The following is a 19,938-nucleotide window of genomic DNA, read 5'->3' as shown; positions in this document are numbered from 1 at the left end:
TGGGAACATGAACGATGAAGCTGCATGAAGCCTTGAATATTGATCTGAATGAAATTAACCGTGAAATTAAGAATCTGGTCACCCATGATAAGGATGTTCCCAAAAAGTCGCAGCTGGCGCAGAGCATTCTCGAATTAACAGGCTCCGGCGGTAAACGCCTCCGCCCGCTGATGGTTATTGTCGGCAGCCGGTTTGGCCTGAGACCTGCCGGACGCCGAACTCTGCAATTATCCGCTGCGGCTGAATTTATCCATGTGGCCTCACTGATTCATGACGATATTATTGATAACGCCGAGCTGCGGCGGGGCGAGCCTGCGCTTCATATCAAGACAGGCATTCTATCCGCTGTTCATATCGGTAATTATATGTCTGCCCGCATCATTGAACTGCTCAGCAAGTACACCGGGGATAAGGACCGTTACGTTCACGATCTGTCCTCTGTCGCCACCTCCCAATTGTGTCTTGGCGAATATCAGCAATTAGAGCATGCCTTCGATTATGATCTTACGCTGGAGCAATATCTGGAGAAATCCCGTAACAAAACCGCGCTGCTAATGGCCACCTGCCTGCGGGTAGGCGCACTGTCGGCGGAGAGCAGCACAGAGACAGCCCAGCTCCTCTATGATTTCGGCGAAGCGCTGGGGATGTCGTTCCAGATCCAGGATGATATCCTGGACTTCACGCAATCGGCGGATGTACTAGGCAAGCCGGCCGGCAGCGATCTCCGCCACGGCCAGGTTACCCTTCCGGTGCTCTTTGCCTTAGAGGATGCCGAGCTTGCCCCTGTCATCCGCAGAATAGGCCCTGGCTCATCTCCCGCCGACATCGAACAAGTCCTGGAGCTGGTAAGGGGCAGTGATGCCCTAACCCGCTCAGAGGCCGTCAGCCAGGACTATCTGGCCCGGGCTGCTGCGATTGTGGAGCAGCTCTCCAGCTTCCCGGCGCATGCCGATCTGGAAACCCTGCTGCAGTACTTCGCTGGGCGTGACCGCTGAGCTCCGGACTGAATGGGTTATAGCCAGCGATGCTCTAACGCATTGTGGCCGTCAGCAGAGAATACCTGGCCAAGGCTGTTGCAATCGGTTAGCATCTGTAAGCTTTCGTACAATGCTTACGTAGCTCAGCTGTATTATGATGCTGCAAGCTCCACGCTGCTTTATTAGTTCATACTGTACGCTCCACCCTTCACACTATATGTATTAACACATATTAAGTAAACGAGCCTGAGTAAGGCTCGTTTTTTTGTTTTTTATCACACTTCGCCGCGCTAATTGTATTTTGTACAACTAAAGTCCCCTCTAATGAGCTGGCAGGTGCTTTAATTGCACTCTGTACACCTATTTAGGCTGGAATGCCCTCAAAAGCTACTTTTCATTATTTTAGTTGTACAGAATACATGTATCATACGAAATTAGCTTTTTGGATGTCTTTTAGTTGTACGAAATACACTTAACCGCCCACATCTCACCTATCCGCTAAATAGCGAACGCAGCGGAGCGTACGTGAGTGAGTTTAGCAGGGAGCTTTGGCTATTGGGGGTTGGGGTTCGGGGTTGTTTGCCGCCCAAAAAGAAGAAAAGCGCGAAGCTCTAAGCTTATTCGCGCTTTTTCTGCCTCCCCCCTCTGGGTAGGCCTGTTGTCTTTTTGAAGTTAATCCTGCCTGGGGGAGGTTAGGACGGAACGGAGAGGAATTTTGGAACTGGAGGAGCGGTAGCGTCCGCCTTTATATTTGGATTTCTACCTCGGCCAGCGGTTCTAATCAGGAAATCCAAATATAACAGCGACCGGAAGTCCAAACATTCCGCGCAGTGCAGCATCCCAACCTCCTTCCCCCCCCAACCTAATTAACGTAAAAATAATCAATCAGCGTACACAGCAAGATCACCATACTGATCACCTGATTCAAATTATAAGAAGCCACCTTCATCAGCTTGCGGTTAGCAGGCTTGATGATCTTGTGCTCCGTCATGAGCAGCACCGTAGCGATGCCGATGCCCACCAGATACATCCAGCCGAGATCACGCCAGACGTACAGGAACAGCAGCAGCATAACCATAATGAAATGCAGCCCTTTGGAGATCCGCAGCGCGTTCTCCAGGCCGAAGAAGCTCGGTATGGACCATAAGCCGTTCTTCCGGTCGAACTCAATGTCCTGAGTCCCGTAGATGATATCAAACCCGGCAATCCAGAGCATCACCACGGTTCCGATCACGAATGGCGTGAACGCGATATTCCCGGTAACCGCAAACCAGGCGCCAATCGGGGCCGAAGCAATCACGAAGCCCAGATACAGATGGCTCAGGAAGGTGAACCGCTTCGTATAAGAGTAGGATGAGATCAGTACAATAGCTACCGGGGACAGCACCAGGCAGAGCAGGTTCAGCATCCCGGAGGCCACAATGAACAGGGCATAATTGATGATAATGAACAGAATGACTTCCTTCTCTGCGAGCAGACGCTGCGGCAGATGCCGGTGGGCGGTTCGCGGATTATTGCCGTCGAAGGTGCGGTCTACCAGACGATTGAACGCATTCGCCCCGTTGCGTGCCCCAATCAGCGCGATTAGTCCCCATAACATCATATGGCCGGAAGGCCAGCCTCCCGCCGCCCAGACCATCGAGATGATGGCAAAAGGCAGTGAGAACAGCGTATGCGAGAACATCACCAGCTCGCTGAACATTTTCATTTTAAGCGCCGTATGTTTAAAAGCATTAATGATAACCATATTGTTAGGCCTCTTTCTCAGTGGATCGCTTGCAGCACTTCATGGAGTGCATCCAGCAGGGCATCGATATTACCGGAAGTGACCACAAGCGGCGGCTGGAAGGCGAGGACGTTGCGGCCTATACCGTTTTTGCCGATCAGGTATCCGCGGTCCTTCAGCTCCTCCAGCACATAGTCTGTCACCGCAGCGGCATCCTCAGTCTCCGAACCGGCCAGCTCGGCCCCCAGCATAAGTCCGCTGCCCCGTACGTCGGTAATCAACGCAGGGTAACGCTCCTGGAGAGCAAGCAAGCCTTGCTTCAGCTGTCCGCCGAGCACAGACGCACGTTCCGCCAGCCGCTCATCACGGATGTAGTCCAGCACCGCCAGCGCCGTAGCCGCTGAGACCGGATTCCCTCCGAACGTCGAGGCGGAAGGCTTGTTCAGCGATGCCGCAATCTCATCTGTTGTGGAAAAGGCAGCGATGGGCACTCCGTTCCCCAGCGCCTTGGCCATGCTGATAATGTCCGGCACGACGCCGAAATGCTCCATTGCAAACATAGCTCCGCTCCGGCCGTAGCCGGTCTGGATTTCGTCGTCAATCAGCAGTACACCGTACTGCTCAAGCAGCGCCTTCACCTCACGGAAATAGGACAGCGCAGGCATGACGATCCCGCCGTTCCCTTGAATCGGCTCCACGATCATGGCGGCAATGGTGTCTCCTTGGGCAGCGAGTACCTCCTTCAGATTCTTGATCGACTGCGCCGCCACTTCCTCCAGCGTCAATTCCGGATGATACGGGCGTTTAATGAACGTAACATCCTCATCCAGGTAGGCATCGGTTCTCCACATTTGCAGCCCGGTCACACTCATGGTGAGGTTGGTCCGGCCATGCAGGCCAGCTTCCAGGGCGATGAAGCCTTTGCGGCCGGTATGCATCCGCGCCAGCAGCAGCGCCCCTTCATTCGCCTCCGAGCCACTGTTGACGAAGAATGTCCGGCGCAGCGCGCCCGGCAGCACTTCTTCCAGGCGTTCCGCCAAATCTACATTCGGCTGGGTCAGGTAGATCGGCGAAGTGTGCTGCAATTGCTGAAGCTGTGCTATCGTACGGGAAGTAATAGCCGGATTACAGTGGCCGCAGGCAACCACTGAGACTCCTGCGAAGAAGTCGGTGTATTCCTTGCCGTTCTCATCGTAGACATACTGCATGCTTCCGCGCACCAATTGCGGGGCATCCCGGTAAAAATGTGCGGTGCACGGGTAGAAATACTGCTTTCTTTTGGCAGCTACCGCTTCTCTTCCAATGATGACGCTCTGTTCCATGTAAATCCCTCACTTTCAACTGCTGATAATTCAAGATGACTAGTTTGTGAAAAAAGGTACTTATAATTGCGCCATATGCCCTATTATACTCTCCTCGGCGTTATTTTAAAATTGAATTATTAACATTAGTTGAATTGCAGTGAACCGAGGGTGTATCCCGCATAGACCGGCTTCAGCCCGCCCAGCAGTTCCTCCTCCGGCTTCGCCCCATCCATCGCAGCCTGATAAGCAGCAATAATGGCGCGCAGCTCCTCTATGCTGTATGTCGCACCTTCAATCCGGAAGCTTGTAATTCCCAGGCCGTTCATTTCACCCAGCATCGGGAGATAACATAGCTCCTTAGCGAACAGCAGATGGCAGCGGCCATATTGGTCACGGTAGACCGGGTTCTCGCCCTTGTCGGTCTTGAGCACCAGCACTTCATTGCGGACATACTGGTTGTCTTCCTCCCCAATCGGCTCCATCACCTCTGTATTCTCGAACAGATCATGCTCCATATACATCAGAGCAGGCGTTCCGTGAACCACAACCTCCAGCGGCAAGTCACTGTGCGAGGTGAAGGAGGCGAAATGCTCCAGCGTCATCTCCGGCGAAACGGTCAGCTTCGTCAGGCCCAGTCCGGCATACAGTCCGGCTGACAGATGGTTGTATACATTCAGATTGGCATCGCCCATCATCGGGTAACCGGTGCCACGGTAGCGGCGGATCGCTCCCAGGTTCGTAATGATCAGGCCGTCAATCGGCAGCCGTTCCCCGTTCAGCAGATGATCATATTGGTCGAAATGCAGCTCGTTCATCATCCGCGGCAGACCCAGATATAGCTTGGTATGGCCTTTTACCGCTCCAAGATCCTTAATATCCTGCTTCGTAAAAGGACGGTCCGGCTCAAACACATCGCCCGGCAGATACAAGCTGTCTACTCCCATCTCCAGTACGAGACGCGCCTGCTCCATATTATTCACACGCACTGCCAGCTCAGGCTTGATAAGGGTACTGCGTCTGTCTTCAGCCATTCGTGCCCGCAGTTCAGTCACCCGCTCTGCAGATAGCTCACGCTCGGCAGTCGGCGTACTGAACACTTTGCCGGTACTGTAGAACTTGCCTGTTCCCTCATAACGGCGGTTGATATTCGACAGTCCCGGTCTGCCAAAAGCATACGCCGTGGAGAAATCACGCTTACGGTTGTTATACAGCTCTTTGGAATCCTGGGTCCGGTCGAAGCCCAGCGGATCATCGATATAACGGTCAATCGCATCGCCATAGCTGTTGGACAGCATCACCATGAAGTCTTTATCGCGCATACGGCCTTCGATTTTGAAGGAAGTAATGCCCGATTCAATCAGCTCCGGAAGATGCTCATACATGAACATATCCTTCACCGCCAGCGGATATTCCGCAGGGAAGACATAGCCGTCACGTTTGATCCGGTAATCCCAGCGGCAAGGCTTCATGCATTTGCCCCGGTTACTGCTCATCCCGAACACCTGGGAGCTGAAATAACAGTTCGCCCCGTGGACAGAGCACATATCGCCATGGATGAAATACTCCAGCTCCATACCGCTCTGGCGTCCCAGCAGCTTCGCAGTCTGCAGATCCATCTCCCGCGAGGTAACCACCCGGCTGACGCCCAGCTCCTTCAGCGCGTGGATCATCTCCAGATTATGCACATTCATCATGACGGATGCGTGAACCGGCAGATTCAGCCCCATCTCGCGGATCAATTCCAGCACCGCCATATCCTGCACGATCAGCGCGTCCGGTCGGGCCGTGTCCAGGAAGCTAAGGTACGCTCTGGCCTCTTCCACATCCTCTTCGCTGAACAGATTGTTGACCGTGATATATACTTTTTTGTCCATACTATGAGCGATATTCAGGGCTTCGATAATCTCTTCATGACTCAAGTTGTAGCCCTTGCGCATCATTCTCATGTTCAGCACCGGACCGCCGAAATACACCGCGTCACACTTCGATTCAATAACAGCCTTGAAGATCTCGAAGGTTCCCGCAGGTGCCAGTAACTCTACTTCCTTACCATTAAAATAACGTGCCATTCCCGTATCCCCCTAAATGTCTTACAATAATACAACTGCAACTCCCAGTACAACGAACATAGCAACAAAAAGCGTATCCGCCGCGCCCCACCTGAGCCGGTGATACCGGCTGCGCGGCGCATCCATGCGGAAGCCCCGGGCTTCCATGGAATAGATCAGGTCCTGGGCGCGCCGGAACGCACTGGCGATAACCGGGACCAGCAGCGAGACAAGCATCCGCGCCTTCTCCTTCAGCGGCAGCTCCTTCAGATCCGCTCCGCGCGAGGCCTGCGCCTTAAGAATAATCTGCGCCTCATCCAGAATCGTCGGGATGAAGCGGAGCGCGATGCTGATCATCAGCGTAATCCGGTCCGGTGACAGCCGGAGCTTCTTAAGCGGGGCCAGCACTCCCTCCAGCCCCTGATTCAGCTTGGCGGGTGTCGTCGTGAAGGTCAGTAGGGCTGTGAAGGTCAGCAGGAATAACATGCGGATGACAGAAAATGCTCCCATCCGCAGGCCGCCCGCATGCAGCGAGAACGAGCCAAGCGACCATAGCACCTCCCCTTCCTTCACGGACAGCGCCTGTACGATGAAGATGAACAACATCAGATAACGCAGAGGCTTCGCAGCCTTGATGAAATATTTCAGTGGAATGCGGGTCGTCGCCATCACCACGATGGAGAAGACCGCAACCAGCCCGATTGATATCCACGAAGTAGACAGCAGGATGATGGCTACATAGAGCAGCATCCCGGTGATTTTGGACCGGGCATCCAGCTTATGGACCCAGGAGCCCGTATCAATGCTGCGTCCCAGCAGCAGACGCTCATTCATGGCCATTCCCCATTTCTTCCGTGCCGGAGACATTCAGCGTGCGGCGCTCTTCCAGCAAGGCCGCAAGCCGCCCCGCGAGGCCCTCCGCTGTAAGGAGCGGTTTCTCGCCGCTAAGACCGAAGCGCTCAGCGGCAGCTTGCCAGTAACGCAGAGACTGCGGAACCCGCAGTCCGCAGCGCTCCAGAATCGCCGGATCAGCGGCCAGCTCGCCGCCACTGCCCTGGAAGGCGAGCTCCCCATCCTTAAGCAGCACCCAGTTGTCGGCATACGGCAACAGTTCATCCATCCGGTGCGTCACGATGATGATCGTCCGGCCCTGCTCGCGGCACAGCCGCTCCAAGAGCGCGATCAGCTCCGCGCGGCTTACCGGGTCCAGGGTGGCTGTCGGCTCATCCAGCACCACAATGTCCGGGTCCATTGCCAGCACGGAAGCGATAGCCGCCTTGCGCATCTGTCCTCCGCTGAGCCGGAAGGGATTGCGCTCCAGCAGCGCCAGATCCAGCCCCATGTCCGTCATCGACTTGCGGGCCCGTGCCTTGGCCTCCTCCAGACTGACTCCGAAGTTCAGCGGCCCGAAGCAGAGATCCTTCTCCACCGTATCTTCGAACATCTGCTGCTCCGGGAATTGAAAGACGAGGCCTACCCTCCGCCGCAGCGGAAGCAGCCTCGGTGATTTCTCCCCAGCAGTTATCGTTACATCCAGCACCTGCACCGTGCCTTCCGTCGGCTTAAGAATGCCATTGAACAGCTGGAGCAGTGTAGATTTGCCGGAGCCGGTAGCTCCGGCAATGCCGGTCAGCGAACCCTCGGCAATCTCCAGATTAATCCCGTGCAGCGCCGTCTGCTTCCACATACTGCGGTCGGCATACGTGTAGCTTACTTGCTGTAGTTGTATTGCCATAGTGTGTCTATAAGCTCCTTTTCGCTGGCGGGTACATCCACCGTAATTCCCCGGCTCTCCAGTTCACGGGCTAGCTGCCAAGTATAAGGCTCCCGCAAATGACACTTCTCCAGCAGCTCCGCATCACGGAACAGCTCCGCAGGTGATACATCTGCCGCAATGCTTCCCCCGTGCAGCGCAAGCACCCGGTCCGAAGCCAGAATCTCATCGGCATCATGGGTAATCAGCAGAATCGTGTAGCTGCCCGCGGCCTGCATGTCCCGCAGAATCCCCATCAGCTCATCGCGGCTGCCTTCGTCCAACATAGAAGAGGCCTCGTCGAAGATGACGATGCCTGGCTTCATGGCGAGAATCGAGGCGATGGCCACTCGCTGCTTCTGCCCGCCCGACAGCTCTCCGGGATGCTTCGACAGCAGATGGCCAATCCCGAGCTTACCAGTATAGAATTCAAGCCGCTCCTTCATCTCTTCGTAGGATAGGCACTGGCCCTCCAGGCCGAAGAGAATATCTTCTTCCACCGTCTGACCGATGAACTGGTTATCGGGGTTCTGGAAGACCATTCCGATGCATTGCCGGATGGACTGAACCGTCTCTTCCTGCAGCGTATGTCCGCAGACAGAGATCTGGCCGGCGCTCTTCGGGAGCAGCGCATTCAACAGCTTGACCAGGGTCGATTTTCCGCAGCCGTTAGGCCCCACAATACTCACCCATTGGCCCTGCGGGATCGACACATTGATATCATGGAGAATCGGATGCTCCGGGTCATAGCCGAAGGATACTCCCTCAAGGGCAATCACTGCCGGCTTCTCACCGGCTTTTGTATCGTTGTACGCTTGGTTCATGTTACTCATCCTTCCGCAGCTAGTGACCCGGTCCGTTCAGGAACTCTTCAAACAAGGATATTTTGGATAGCGAGTCAACCACATACCGGACGGCGAAGCCGACAGCAATGCCCGTAATAATACCGGTAATCAGCAGCACCGGCAGGTAATAGAAAATACTCGTTGAATTGAAAACGAACGAGGCTGCCAGTAGCTGCCCCGTATTGTGAGCCAATCCGCCTGCAATGCTAATGCCGATGACACTGAACTTTCTGCGGCCAAGCTTCACCAGCGCGAACATCACGATGAAGCTGAACAGGGAGCCGAACAGGCTGAACAGCAGGCTGGACAGCGTACCGAGCAGGAAGGCGGTCAGCAGTGTCTTCAGGATCACCAGAACCAGGACATCCCGTCCGCGCAAAAAGTAAATACAGGTCAAAATCATAATATTGGCGAAGCCCAGCTTCGCCCCGGGCATGAGCCCCACTCCAGCCAGCGGGATCTGCGCCTCCACAATACTCAGCACCACAGCAACGGCAGCGAATATAGCGATAATTACGGTCCGCTTCAGAGCTGTAGCCGATTCACTACTGGACATAGCCATCTACTTCATCCTCCCCGGCCGCACTTGCAATCTCAACCAATACCCGGTGCGGAAGACAGACGATGGTCTGCTTGGGCAACGTGATGAATCCGAAGCCAAGACATACCTTATCGGGACAATCCGCATCAAACATCTCGACCCCGTAATCATGCACCTTCAGAATGTTATAGCCCCGTTCGGTGCGGACCTCAATAGTCTGCTCTTCTTTGGTAAGGGTTATCGTTTTGAATAACTTACCATCTACCGTGATGTTGGCCTTGAGTTCTTTGCCCGGCCCACCTTTATCAGCATCGTTTGACAGCCATCTTGGCATGAGAAAAGCGAGCGCAGCAATCAGAACGATAGAAATCAGCAGCACATCTGCGCGTTTCATAGAAATCTCCCTTATTTTTTAATTAAAATCCAGACTTAATAATTATAACGGTCTGCCCTCAATCCTTCAATGAATGTAGTCGTTAATTGTCGCAATTCCATGTCAGTTCACAAAATAGGCACGCAAAGCTGAAGCGGATCCTCCATAAACTGGATAGTATCCGCTTCGGCAAGGAATATAAGGATAATGCAATCATTTATAGAATTACCCGGCTTGGACGGGCTGAGCACCCTTACGGGCTTCCGGATTCCGGCCGAAGTACCCCAGGAACAGTCCGGCGAATTCAGGGTCCCACTGACTCCCCCTGCCCTGCTCCAGAATATTCAGCGCCCGCTCATGGTCCATCCCTTTCCGGTAAGGCCGGTCGGACGTCATAGCATCATAAGCATCCGCCACAGCGATAATCCGGCCGTGCAACGGAATATTCATACCGGCAAGACCATCCGGGTAGCCCCGGCCGTCATAACGCTCATGATGCGAGCGGACGCCGCCCAGATAGGGTGCCATTTTGTCCGCCGGTTCAATCTGCCGCAGAATATTCTCTCCCAGCACAGTATGACTCTGAATCTGGAGGAATTCCTCATCCGTTAAGGCTTCTTCCTTGAACAGGATGCTGTCTCTCACCCCGATCTTACCAATATCATGCAGCAGCGCTGACTTGCGCAGATCATCCAGCTCCTGCCCCCTCAGTCCGGCCAGCTGTCCGATAATCACCGAATACTCCGCTACACGGAGCGAGTGTCCTGCCGTATAGGAATCGCGGGCGTCCAGCGCCACGGCAAGGGTGGAGAAGTAGCTGTCCAGCAGTTGGCGGCTCTGCTGCTCCCGCGCCTGCAGCCCCCGGACCATCATGTTAAAGCCCGCCACCAGCTTCGAGAACTCATCGGAGTACTCATCCTGCACCTGGACCAGATTCCCGTCCTTCACCTGGTTCATCGCCTGATACAGCTCATGGATCGGATGCTGCACGCTGTTCGTGAGCAGCCAGGCTGCAATGGAGGAGAACAGCGTGCCGATCAGCAGCACCATCCCCGCCCAGGCCCAGTAGCTCTGAAGTCCGACGACAACTATCGAATCCCCTTCACCGTTCATACGGATATGCGTGGCCATAATAAACAGGAACAGCGGGAAGGTGCCGATCAGCATACAGCTTACCAGGAATTTGGGGCGTATCGGCACGAACACATGGCCCTCCAGGGAAAAATCCACACCATACTGCTCCAGTGCACGGTTCCTGAATTCCTTGATCAGCGGAATAATGGAGGTGCAGGTCAGGAAGAATTCAATAAGGGAATGCATACAAGCCACAAGTACTGCGCAGCACATCGCCAGAATCAGATAGATATAAGGGAACGTAACCCAGCCCGTATGAATCATCCAGAACGTTAACAGCAGGGCCGGCACCGATAATCCGAGCAGATGTGGCCCCATAATCCGCTGTATGGCCCGTTTGGGCAGCTGGTGCGTGTGCAGATAAGCTTCCTCCAGCATAGACAATGCGGCATTCTCCTGAACCAGCGCAGCCCGTACGGGCCTGATCTGTCTGAGAAAGACAGTAATCTCAATAGAGGCCATTATTAAGAAAGAACAAGCAAGCACCAGCAAGAGGCGGTAATATTCAACCCGGCTGATCTCCAGGGAAGATAACATAAGCAGACTCCCGACCGCGAGTACCGCTACCGCTGAGCCGAAGATATAGTTCCGGATCTGATTTCTCAAAAAGCTTCTGTATAGTCTCATCTGTCCCCTCATCCCCGTCCGGCCTCAGCCCAATATACAGTTGCATTTATGTAAAGACCATGCTATATTAAAATAATATTTGTTTTCGAGTATGTTTATCCCCATCAAGAAGATGTCAGGCCGATGAATCACTTCTCTATATTATCGGCGGTTTGGACACAATATCTTACGTTTTCTTGCAGTACTTATCCCTTTTATGAGACTAAATTCGAACATAGCATTCCGATTCACACTGGCGCGGCCACGGAGCCGCAAGGACAAAAGAGAGGTAGGGCTTTTGTCGTATTGGAAGGATTATTCTCGCCACACGGCTGCTGGAAATAACAAGGAATAACGACACCCGTCTTGCTCACAGACGGCGGGGGATTAATATACCGAATAAGACATGGATAGCTGCTTCTCTGTTCTTCAGGGAAAGGCTCCATGTGTGGAACATAATTAGCGCCCGATAACCGCTGTCAGCGGATATCGGGCGCGTCTACGTTCCAGGGACTTTTATCTGACAGACTCAGCGGCAGCCGGGCTGTGTACATAGCGTTCCACGAATTCGCCTACTGTGCGGATATATGTGCTTTTATCCGTATCATAGGCAAGACCATGCCCCGCTCCATGCACCACCAGTTGCTCCTTCGGACTCCGGCAGGCCTCATACAGCTCATTCATCATTGCATAGGGCACGAACTTATCCGCATCCCCGTGGATGAACAGAATCGGCACCTTGGCCTTGCGAACCTGCTTCAGCGCAGACGCCTCCCCGAAGGAATAACCGGCCTTCATCCGGGTCACCAGACTGGCCACCGGCACAAACGGGAAGCTCGGCAGATGGTACATCCGCTTCAGCTGATAGGACAGCTGTGCCTTGACCGAGGTGTAGCCGCAATCGGCGACAATCGCCTTGACCTGCGGAGGAAGCTCCTCGCCGGACGTCATCAGCACCGTGGCTCCGCCCATAGATACGCCATGCAGCACGATTTGCGCGTCCGGGCCGTTCTCCTGCAGGACGAATCCGATCCATTTCAGATAATCCCGGCGCTCCGGCCAGCCAAAGCCGATATAATCTCCTTCACTTTTCCCGTGTCCCCTGGCATCAGGCAGCAGCACATTATACCCCAGGTTCTCATAATAGTTTTTGGCGGTCGCTCCCATATCCTTGGCCTTCCCGGAATAACCGTGGGCAACAATGACCGTCCGTCCCGCAGCACGCTCCGACGCCAGATAATAGCCTTGCAGCTTGAGCCCATCCTCAGAGACCAGCTCCACCTCACGGAAGGTCTGCCGGGACACCCACTCCGCTCCTTCTCCCCACGAGGCTCCGGCCACCGGCGGCGGATCGATCTTTAGGTCTGGGGTCTTGGCCAGGAATTCCTTAGGGGCCCGTTTAATGGCTACTCCATAAAAATAGAATCCGGCATACCCCACCCCTCCGGCCACCACGATCAGCACCACAAGCAGGTATATCATCCACATCAACGTTCCTCCTTCAGTAAGCAACCATATTAATTTGAGCCTAGTATAGCATGGGAGTACGGCCAACTAAAAATACGGCTGGGGCGCAAACTTCAACTCCATTGTACTTTGCAAGACTCTTGAAAGAAGCAGATGGACTCCAATGGGCACACTCGTCTTCCTGCAGCAGATTGGATGCTGTTTTCCACATACATTTGGTCCGCTGAGATGGCGTAAAGTAAGTTGTGTACCAAGATTTGGAGCCTAGTCAGGCACCAAAAAAGTAGGGTATCCTCGGGATTGCGAAACCACCAAGGAGGAACCCTACCAATGAATATTTTACCCGAAAGTTCTCTGAATAATCTATTTGAAAAACTTGTTAAAGATTTTGTGAAAGACAACATGGAACGCCTGTTGCGCGCCGAAATCCAGGGGTTTATGGACAGTGAAGAAGCCGGTGCCAGCAATAGTCGCAACGGCTACTATACGCGAGATTTACACACGAAATACGGCCATATCGAGGATCTTCAGGTGCCCCGGGACCGCCAAAGCCTTTTCCAGACGCAGTTGTTTGAGCCGTACCAGCGGCGGGACGGATGGTTAGAAGAGGCCGTTATCCAAATGTATAAATCGGGCATGGGTACGCGGGATGTGGCCCGGTTCATTGAAAGTATGTTTGGCAGCCACTACTCCCCAACGACGGTCAGCAATATTACGGCTACAGTGCTGGACGATATCCACCAGTGGCAAAAGCGGCCACTGAGCAAACGGTACTCCGTCATCTACTTAGATGGGCTGTACGTGAAGCTGAAACGGGGCACGGTTCGTGGTGAAGTGGTCTACTTTGCGATGGGAATTGACGAGGAGGGACAGCGTCAAATTCTCGGGTTCTACGTGGGTGGCCAAGAGAGTTCAAATGGCTGGCGGGAGGTACTCAAAGACCTGTACGACCGCGGAGCGCAGGAAGTCCTGCTGGGTGTGTTTGACGGGCTACCGGGACTGGATGCGGCGTTTAAAGAGACCTATCCTCAGGCGGATGTACAGCATTGCGTAGTGCACAAAGTGCGGGCCACGTTTCATAAAATTCGGGTGGAGCACAAAACCGATGTCATGGAGGCGTTGAAAACCGTATATACGGCACCGGATGAAGTGGTAGCCCGGGCTAACTTTGATACGGTCAAAGCGAAGTGGAACAAGCTGTATCCGAAGGAAATGAGGTCCTGGGAGGAACAGTTATCCACACTCCTGACGTTCTACAACTATCCGCTGTCGATCCGTAAAGCGATCTACACGTCGAACCCCATCGAGCGGATGAACAAGGAAATCCGCAAGCGTCTGAAACCGATGAACAGTCTGACAAACATGGATGCCGCAGAGAAAATCGTGTACCTGGAGATGCTGGAATACAATGAACGTCATGCAGGGCGGGTCGCCCAAGGCTTTGGAGTGGATGCCGTTAAAAAGAAGCTAAAAGAGCTATTCGAAACACGCTACCCCTCTTTGCCCACACCGGAAGAGGCATAGCAGAGAAATCCAGTTTCTGGGGGTCGAGGTTCCCCCTCCCCCCAGAAACACTACATCCCAACCCGTAACCCGGGGGAGGCACTTCTACTCTTTTACACAAACTTCTTGACGCTACCTCCGCTGACCCTCTCACCGGCACATTGTATATTGTTTTTCGCATACATTTGGTCCGCTGACTCTCTCACCGGCACATTGTATATTGTTTTTCGCATACATTTGGTCCGCTGACTCTCTCACCGGCACATTGTATGTTGTTTTTCGCATACATTCTGTATCCGGGTACTTACTTCCAACAAAAAAAGAGCTGCTTCCAGGAGAACATCTTCTCCGAAAGCAGCCCTTGTCAAATTACAGGATCATCGTTTGTTTATATAAATCTCAGTTCCGGTCACTCATTTACGTTTGCTGTTTCTGGTGGTTCTTCTAAGAATCAAGCCCAGACCAGCGAGTGCCAAACCGGCAATATAATAAGGCGCAGGACTGGATTCGCCCGTCTTCGGCAAGGTTCCATCCACAGGCACACCGCCTAGAGGAACCTCATCATCAATAAGGACTACATCGGGTGCCGGTTCTGCTGAAGGCGTTGGCTCCGGTGTTGCTACTATTTGCGCAACCGCAACAGCCGGTGTCGGTGTCGGCACTGTTGTAGCTATTGGAATTGCTACAGGTCCAAGCGGCAGCGGATCATCATTCACAACCACATCATTGCTCACGATAAATCCGATAATCGGAGTCGGCGTAGGCACTGGAGGGAAACTGAACGGCGGCGATGTTGGCGCTGGTGTTGTTACTGGTGTTGGTTCTGGTGTCGGCGTTGGTGTCGGTTCTACCGTCGGTGTCGGTGTTGGCGTTGGCGTCGGTGTTGCTGTTGGCGTTGGTGTCGGCTCTACCGTCGGCGTTGGTGTCGGCTCTACCGTCGGCGTTGGTGTCGGTTCTACCGTCGGTGTCGGTGTTGGCTCTACCGTCGGTGTTGGTGTTGGCTCTGCCGTCGGTGTTGGTGTTGGCTCTGCCGTTGGCGTTGGTGTCGGTTCTACCGTCGGTGTCGGTGTTGGCTCTACCGTCGGTGTTGGTGTTGGCTCTGCCGTTGGTGTTGGTGTTGGCTCTGCCGTTGGCGTTGGTGTCGGTTCTACCGTCGGTGTCGGTGTTGGCTCTACCGTCGGTGTTGGTGTCGGCTCTACCGTCGGTGTCGGTGTTGGCTCTACCGTCGGTGTTGGTGTTGGCTCTGCCGTTGGCGTTGGTGTTGGCTCTGCCGTTGGCGTTGGTGTCGGTTCTGCCGTTGGCGTTGGTGTCGGCTCTGCTGTCGGCGTTGGTGTTGGTTCTACCGTTGGTGTTGGTGTCGGTTCTGCCGTTGGCGTTGGTGTCGGTTCCGCTGTCGGCGTTGGTGTTGGCTCTGCCGTTGGTGTTGGTGTCGGCTCTGCCGTTGGCGTTGGTGTCGGTGTTGGTTCTACCGTCGGTGTTGGTGTTGGCTCTGCCGTTGGTGTTGGTGTCGGTTCTGCCGTTGGCGTTGGTGTCGGTACCGCCGTTGGCGTTGGTGTCGGCTCTGCCGTTGGTGTTGGTGTCGGCTCTGCCGTTGGTGTTGGTGTCGGCTCTGCCGTTGGCGTTGGTGTCGGTCCCGCTGTTGGCGTCGGTGTCGGTACTGCCGTTGGCGTTGGTGTCGGTTCTGCCGTTGGCGTTGGTGTTGGTTCTACCGTCGGTGTTGGTGTCGGTACTGCCGTTGGCGTTGGTGTCGGTACTGCTGTTGGTGTTGGTGTCGGTACTGCCGTTGGTGTTGGTGTCGGTACTGCCGTTGGCGTTGGTGTCGGTTCTGCCGTTGGCGTTGGTGTCGGTACTGCTGTTGGCGTTGGTGTCGGTACCGCTGTTGGCGTTGGTGTCGGAACTGCCGTTGGTGTTGGCGTCGGCACCGCTGTTGGTGTCGGTGTTGGCTTCACCGTTGGCGTTGGTGTCGGCTTCACGGTCGGCGTTGGTGTTGGCTTCACGGTCGGCGTCGGTGTTGGCTTCACCGTTGGCGTTGGTGTCGGCTTCACAGTCGGCGTTGGTGTCGGCTTCACAGTCGGCGTTGGTGTTGGCTTCACAGTCGGCGTTGGTGTCGGCTTCACGGTCGGCGTTGGTGTCGGCTTCACAGTCGGCGTTGGTGTCGGCTTCACGGTCGGTGTTGGTGTTGGCTTCACGGTCGGCGTTGGTGTTGGCTTCACGGTCGGCGTTGGTGTCGGCTTCACGGTCGGCGTTGGTGTTGGCTTCACGGTCGGCGTTGGTGTTGGCTTCACGGTCGGCGTTGGTGTCGGCTTCACGGTCGGCGTTGGTGTCGGCTTCACGGTCGGCGTTGGTGTCGGCTTCACGGTCGGCGTTGGTGTCGGCTTCACCGTTGGCGTTGGTGTCGGCTTCACGGTCGGCGTTGGTGTCGGTTTTACAGTCGGTGTTGGCTTTGGAGTTGGAGTGCACACAGGTGTAGGTGACGGTTTTATGGTCGGTGTTGGCTTCACTGTAGGTGTAGGCGTTACCGTCGGTGTTGGCTTCACTGTAGGTGTAGGCGTTACCGTCGGTGTTGGCTTCACTGTAGGTGTTGGCGTTACCGTTGGTGTTGGTTTCACAGTCGGTGTTGGCGTTACCGTTGGTGTTGGTTTCACTGTCGGCGTTGGTGTCGGTGATGGACTAGGTGTCGGCGTTGCGGTCGGCGTCGGACTCGGCGGCGGCCCCTCTCCCTCGTACAATCCCAGGTGCATCTCTACCCCGCCGCTAAAAGATTTTGCAATCAGGGTTCCGTACAGCTCTGCTCCGGCATAATGAACATCCGCTCTAGGTGCGAGGATCGTCCCGAAGAATGAGGTATAAGCGATATTCACCTCAGAAGCTTCGTAAAAGTTGAACAATACCTGACTGGCTCTGCCGTTATTCATTGAAAAGCTCGGCACATTGACTGTAGACCCGCTTATATTAATAATCAGCGTAGCGTTCTGTGCAATGTTGAATTCGATATAGTTGGTCTTCGCCAGTGTCGAGGCATCCAAATGAACTACATTGAAACGATCCGGTGCACTTATCTTGAGCTGTCCATAATGATTATCGCCAATCTCATTCGTGTCGGCCAAGGCCCCATACTCTGTGGATCGGGAGATCAGAGCTTGCTGCTCGGCTGCAAAATCAATCGGGCTGGCATTTTTCTTCCCGCCTTTGATGTTGACACCAGGCTCATTGGCTGTAAAGCTATCCCCAAATACCACATTTCCATAGATCTCTCCACTGCCTAAATGTACAAAATTCTTACCGGCCACAAGTACATCCGTCGGCGAAGCATCCCTGTATGCCCTGGCTACTCCGTATCCTCCGGAGAGGGTAATGTTCCCCGCCGCTGCCAGGCGGCCTTCAATCTGGTCATTGGCTTGTTTAAAATCCCCGAGGATAAAAGCATTAAAATTCCCTGCAACCCCCAAAACCGGTGTTGGCGTATACGGCACCCCTGAAGCTGCTCTAACATCCGTCCCCCACGTAAAGGCACTGGATAGGGTCAATAGGCCTGCCATAAGGATGGCAGCTGTTTTACGTACTCTTTTCTTCAATAGTCCACACCTCCTAGTTACTATTCTATGAATCTGTCACGCGACTATAACAACAAAAAGACCGCCACGAAGGGTTAGCTTCACGGCGGCCGGACGACCCTAGCCTCAACTTTAGAGACAGTAGATTCCTGACTTTGCGTCCCGTTCTTTCGATACGGTTTGCGTTTGTACATGATTTCGGTATGCAATTAAGATTTGCTTATGTAAGATCATTGTTGAGTCTATGACATTTGTTACTTTTGTACTAATTTCAGTTTATCCGCTCCCCCACCCTGTTGTCAATCCATTCCCAGTATATTTTTTGAAATTATTTTTGCGAAGATTCCTCATTTAACCCTTTTATCATAAGGCTTCAGGGGCGAATCTTTTTTTATATGCTGACGAAAAAAGTCGAGAAATCAGAGGATTGGCTGTAGCCGTTTATCTCTCTTACCTATAATAATATCAATTTATATTATTTAAATTTGATGCATTTGTCCTATTTTATCGCCTTCAGACCCCTCCTACTCATTGTCTGCTCCTGTTCAATGCAATTTTACCTATTTACAGGCACCTCAGCTCGAAAAAAAAGTGCCGCCCATAGGGACGACACCTGCTAATAGACTTCATATATTTTGAATAAAATGTCGCCTAGGCAGACCCGAACAGCTGAACCCAGCCAATCATCGATACCCAGAGCGGAACACTTAGAATGATCCCGAATACCAAACCACGGCGGAGGCTTCCTTCACGACTCATTGCCATTCTCCTTTGAGCTGATTTATTTTTCAATCTTTAATATTTCAATTTTAATATAAAATAATTCATCTTATTTTTTTGTGAAATATATCACATTATTTGAGTTAATTTATAAAACCCATTGATTATTTTTTGAAGGATGAGTTACAATGCGAATATACGTTCTCTTCGAGGGGTTGAGAAGGATGCAAAGAGCAGAGAGCCAGGACAACCTGCTGGTCAAATCTTATATTTTGCTGCCGCTTATTCTATCCGCCTTCGAGCGCGATGCTTCTGCTATAGCCTCTGAGCTGCGCACGCCTGCACCTTATCTGGAGGTAATCCAGTCGGCCGCTCATGCCGCTTCTGCCGATCTGCGGGAGGTCCGTGCCGGAATGCGCGCACGTGGTCTGAAGGTCTATGAGCAGCAGCGGCTGGAGACGGGTGTTGAAGCCAAATTTGTCTGCAGGGGCTATCACGAACGGATGCTGCTGCTGGATGATGTGATTGCCGCCCAGGCCACTCTGCATATGCGCAGATATCTGGGTATGGAGAAGATGGAGCAGCGCTAACAAAGAAGCCTGCCGCAAGCGGCAGACTTCTGCATTAAATGATCGCCCGGATGCGGCTACATTAACAACGTCCAATACCCCAATGTGCCGCATATCACCACCACAGCTACCGGGTACAGGATTCTCCGGCTTACCTGATCCCTGAACGCAAGAAACAAACAAAGCATACAAAGCCATGCAATTAGAAGGCTTCCCATCTATTATGCATACGCTCCTTCCCGGCATTTCTGCCCCTCTCCAGCGGTAGACCGCCTCAGAGCACAACTCTCCTTATATATAGGAAGATTTCCCGCCGAATATCCCAATTATACCAGCTGACAGCCAATCTGGAGCAATTTTTCTTCACATTGCCGTCAAGAAATTCACAATTCCTCTTCCAGCACAGGATATTCCCAGAAACCCAGACGTCCCTTAGCAGGTATGGGATGTACCAGCGGAACAACCTTCTCTAGCATCCAGGCATACCTTCCTTCGGCATAATTGCCGAATACATATTCATTTCCGCCCGGCCAGCCTTGCTGCGCAAGCTCCGGCGTCACCTCACAGCAATCCGCAATGCGGCTGACTGCAATGATCTTGCCGGTTGGCAGGTTGTCCGCAGTGTAACCGTAACGTGCCAGCAACGACTGATACGGCTCCGTCCGGCAGATCGCCTTATTCACCTGCATCCCGGCATGAATGGCTAACTCTCCCCGGTGGGCGGTCCGCCAGGTCCGGGTTTCGATTTGTTTTTCTCCCAGCGCAATTAACGTGGCCCACGGCTGGCGAATGGTTAGGCATTTCATAATGCAGCTTGC

The 19,938-nt window shown here is 53.6% G+C and carries 15 protein-coding genes and 1 riboswitch; of the genes, 3 read left to right on the top strand and 12 right to left on the bottom strand.

Annotated features, from left to right (window positions below; all coding sequences use genetic code 11):
* The first annotated feature begins 14 nt into the window (after window positions 1-14).
* Complete coding sequence (locus NST26_RS01860) at window positions 15-995, top strand: polyprenyl synthetase family protein (RefSeq protein WP_340978364.1); 981 nt, start codon at window positions 15-17, stop codon at window positions 993-995.
* A gap of 844 nt (window positions 996-1,839) precedes the next feature.
* Here NST26_RS01860 and NST26_RS01855 read toward each other — a convergent pair.
* From NST26_RS01855 to NST26_RS01810, 10 genes are all read right to left on the bottom strand, one after another.
* Window positions 1,840-2,724: a UbiA-like polyprenyltransferase gene (locus NST26_RS01855; protein WP_051477771.1), complete on the bottom strand. Its 885-nt coding sequence runs from the start codon at window positions 2,722-2,724 to the stop codon at window positions 1,840-1,842.
* A 17-nt stretch (window positions 2,725-2,741) separates the two neighbouring features.
* Complete coding sequence (locus NST26_RS01850) at window positions 2,742-4,025, bottom strand: aspartate aminotransferase family protein (protein ID WP_340978363.1); 1,284 nt, start codon at window positions 4,023-4,025, stop codon at window positions 2,742-2,744.
* 125 nt (window positions 4,026-4,150) lie between these two features.
* Window positions 4,151-6,076, bottom strand: a complete 1,926-nt coding sequence (locus NST26_RS01845) for a peptidase U32 family protein (RefSeq protein ID WP_340978362.1) — start codon at window positions 6,074-6,076, stop codon at window positions 4,151-4,153.
* Window positions 6,077-6,097: 21 nt separating this feature from the next.
* A complete protein-coding gene (locus NST26_RS01840) occupies window positions 6,098-6,889 on the bottom strand; it encodes an energy-coupling factor transporter transmembrane component T family protein (protein ID WP_076085408.1) in 792 nt (263 codons plus the stop codon).
* Window positions 6,882-7,790 carry an energy-coupling factor transporter ATPase gene (locus tag NST26_RS01835; RefSeq protein ID WP_340978361.1) on the bottom strand — a complete coding sequence of 303 codons (909 nt, stop codon included), beginning with the start codon at window positions 7,788-7,790 and terminating at the stop codon, window positions 6,882-6,884. Before NST26_RS01835 ends, NST26_RS01840 begins: the two co-directional genes overlap by 8 nt.
* Entirely contained in the window at window positions 7,766-8,632 is an 867-nt protein-coding gene (locus tag NST26_RS01830) for an ATP-binding cassette domain-containing protein (RefSeq protein WP_051477769.1), read from the bottom strand. Before NST26_RS01830 ends, NST26_RS01835 begins: the two co-directional genes overlap by 25 nt.
* Window positions 8,633-8,651: 19 nt before the next feature.
* Window positions 8,652-9,215, bottom strand: coding sequence for a Gx transporter family protein (locus NST26_RS01825; RefSeq protein WP_036700635.1), 564 nt, complete (start codon window positions 9,213-9,215; stop codon window positions 8,652-8,654).
* Window positions 9,199-9,588 carry a NusG domain II-containing protein gene (locus NST26_RS01820; protein ID WP_340978359.1) on the bottom strand — a complete coding sequence of 130 codons (390 nt, stop codon included), beginning with the start codon at window positions 9,586-9,588 and terminating at the stop codon, window positions 9,199-9,201. Before NST26_RS01820 ends, NST26_RS01825 begins: the two co-directional genes overlap by 17 nt.
* A gap of 204 nt (window positions 9,589-9,792) precedes the next feature.
* Window positions 9,793-11,328, bottom strand: coding sequence for an HD-GYP domain-containing protein (locus NST26_RS01815; protein WP_340978357.1), 1,536 nt, complete (start codon window positions 11,326-11,328; stop codon window positions 9,793-9,795).
* A gap of 495 nt (window positions 11,329-11,823) precedes the next feature.
* The gene (locus NST26_RS01810; RefSeq protein ID WP_340980776.1) at window positions 11,824-12,789 is read right to left on the bottom strand and encodes an alpha/beta hydrolase; all 966 of its coding nucleotides are present in this window, start codon (window positions 12,787-12,789) and stop codon (window positions 11,824-11,826) included.
* Window positions 12,790-13,104: 315 nt separating this feature from the next.
* On the opposite strand from NST26_RS01810, the gene NST26_RS01805 reads away from it, so the two are divergent.
* A complete protein-coding gene (locus tag NST26_RS01805) occupies window positions 13,105-14,298 on the top strand; it encodes an IS256 family transposase (protein ID WP_340958357.1) in 1,194 nt (397 codons plus the stop codon).
* A gap of 392 nt (window positions 14,299-14,690) precedes the next feature.
* Here NST26_RS01805 and NST26_RS01800 read toward each other — a convergent pair whose 3' ends face one another.
* Complete coding sequence (locus tag NST26_RS01800; protein ID WP_340978356.1) at window positions 14,691-17,852, bottom strand: choice-of-anchor A family protein; 3,162 nt, start codon at window positions 17,850-17,852, stop codon at window positions 14,691-14,693.
* Window positions 17,853-17,933: 81 nt separating this feature from the next.
* Window positions 17,934-18,026, bottom strand: a riboswitch (cyclic di-GMP riboswitch).
* Window positions 18,027-18,775: 749 nt separating this feature from the next.
* Between NST26_RS01800 and NST26_RS01795 the strand changes: the two genes are divergently transcribed.
* Window positions 18,776-19,141, top strand: coding sequence for a hypothetical protein (locus NST26_RS01795; protein WP_051478700.1), 366 nt, complete (start codon window positions 18,776-18,778; stop codon window positions 19,139-19,141).
* A 362-nt stretch (window positions 19,142-19,503) separates the two neighbouring features.
* On the opposite strand, the gene NST26_RS01790 is transcribed toward NST26_RS01795, so the two are convergent.
* Window positions 19,504-19,926 (bottom strand): ASCH domain-containing protein, encoded by a 423-nt coding sequence (locus tag NST26_RS01790; protein WP_340978355.1) that lies wholly within the window; start codon window positions 19,924-19,926, stop codon window positions 19,504-19,506.
* Window positions 19,927-19,938: the final 12 nt, after the last annotated feature.

Source organism: Paenibacillus sp. FSL R7-0128, from assembly GCF_038002245.1.
Classification (GTDB): domain Bacteria; phylum Bacillota; class Bacilli; order Paenibacillales; family Paenibacillaceae; genus Paenibacillus_AQ; species Paenibacillus_AQ silagei.
Note: the sequence above shows the minus strand (reverse complement) of the source record. Positions and strands in the feature narration are given on the sequence as shown.